Raw genomic sequence first — 1,690 nt, 5'->3', positions numbered from 1 at the left:
GGCTCGAAAAAAATTTTGCCGAAGGGTTGACAGGGTGGCGCCAATTCCGATAAGATATTGACATTATCCTCCATAATGGGAGTGGATGTCGAAATAAAAAAATCACAACTATTTCCATTATCTAAAAAGTGTATCGCAAAGTCAATGGGAAGTCAAGGGGTTGGGAAAAAAAGGCCGGTTTGGCAACAAAATTTAACATTTTTTTTTCCGAACCGCGATCGCCGTCAATGGGAAGCGGACTGTTCCAGACAGCCGCAGGCTTCCTGCAAATAGCGATACCAGGCATCCATCCCCTCCCCGGTGCGTGCAGAAACTTCCAATATTTTCGCCGAGGGTACGATGCGGCGGATATTTTCGGTGGCGGCATTGCGATCGAATCCCACCACCTCGGCGATATCGATTTTGTTGATAATCGCCACGTCGGCGGTTTTGAACAGGGTGGGATATTTGAGGGGTTTGTCTTCGCCTTCGGTGACGGACAGGAGTGCGACGCGGATATTTTCGCCGAGATCGTAGGCTGCCGGACAGACCAGGTTGCCGACATTTTCGATAAACAATAATTTCAGGTCGTCGAGGTTGATTTGAGTCAACGCCTGGGATACCATGTCGGCTTCGAGGTGACAGATGCTGCCGGTGGTAATTTGGACGACTTCCATTCCCGATCGCCGCAGCCGTTTGGCGTCGTTGTCGGTTTCGAGATCTCCGACGATGACGGCACTTTTGAGGCGATCGCCGAGATCCGTCAGGGTTTTTTCAATTAAAGCGGTTTTTCCGGAACCGGGGGAGGAGAGGACGTTCAACACGAATAATTGTTTCGCCAAAAAGAAGCCGCGATTTCGTTCGGCGAGTCGGTCATTTTTGGAGAGGATGGCGGCGTGCACGTCGAGGGTTTGATGGGTGTGGGAATGGTCGTGGTGATGGTCGGGGTTGTGATGGTGTTCGTGTCCGTCTTCGTGGCTGTGGATGTGGACGGTTCCGGGTGTGACAGAACAACCGCAATTGGTACACATAGTTACGAAACCTCCAACGATGTCAATTCTAATTCTTTTCCTTGGCGGATGTCGAGGCTGAGTTCGCCACACTCGGGACATTCGTAGAACCAAGTTTCCGGTTCAAACTCTTGCCGACAGTGGCGGCAGTGGCAGCGGACGGGGATGGATTCGATCTCGAAGTTGGCGTTTTCGGCGATCGTTCCTTCCGTCACCACGTCGAAGGCGAATTTCAGCGCTTCGGGGACGACGCCGGACTGGGCACCCACCCGCATTTTAATCCGGTGAATCCGACCGGCGCCTTTTTCTTTAGCTTGTTCTAATGCGATCGCCAGGGTCTGTTCCATAATGCCGACTTCGTGCATCGCGGTTCCTCTGAATGTTGGGGGAGTCGGGAGTGGGGAGTCGGGAGTCGGGAGTCGGGAGTCGGGGACAATTCTTGATCTCCGTTTCCTTGTAGATTATAACAGTTGTCGATCTGCTGCGATACGGTTCGATCCCCCATTATCCCCCCTGATCTCCCCCCTTACAAAGGGGGGGTAGGGGGGATGGGGACTTTGAGTTAACCCATAACTTGTGGTTTTCTCCTTCCTGTCTGTTGCCATCACTATGATTTCTAATTTTCGAGAATCATACTATATATATGTACGATTTCAGAGAACGGGTGGATTGAGCGATCGCTTTCGAGAGAGAGATTGAGA

At 51.6% G+C, this 1,690-nt stretch carries 2 protein-coding genes; both read right to left on the bottom strand.

What is annotated here, in order from left to right:
* Positions 1-224 precede the first annotated feature (224 nt).
* Positions 225-1,010, bottom strand: a complete 786-nt coding sequence (gene hypB, locus LKE08_RS04245; RefSeq protein ID WP_324702950.1) for a hydrogenase nickel incorporation protein HypB — start codon at positions 1,008-1,010, stop codon at positions 225-227.
* Between the two features lie 2 nt (positions 1,011-1,012).
* Positions 1,013-1,354, bottom strand: a complete 342-nt coding sequence (gene hypA, locus LKE08_RS04240; protein WP_324702949.1) for a hydrogenase maturation nickel metallochaperone HypA — start codon at positions 1,352-1,354, stop codon at positions 1,013-1,015.
* Positions 1,355-1,690 lie beyond the last annotated feature (336 nt).

The organism is Lyngbya sp. CCY1209, from assembly GCF_035615495.1.
In the GTDB taxonomy this organism is placed as follows: Bacteria; Cyanobacteriota; Cyanobacteriia; order Cyanobacteriales; family Microcoleaceae; genus Limnospira.
Note: the sequence above shows the minus strand (reverse complement) of the source record. Positions and strands in the feature narration are given on the sequence as shown.

Coding starts and splice junctions, on each gene's coding strand:
- hypB (WP_324702950.1), bottom strand. CDS start 1,010: ATGTGTACCAATTGCGGTTGTTCTGTCACACCCGGAACCGTCCACATC.
- hypA (WP_324702949.1), bottom strand. CDS start 1,354: ATGCACGAAGTCGGCATTATGGAACAGACCCTGGCGATCGCATTAGAA.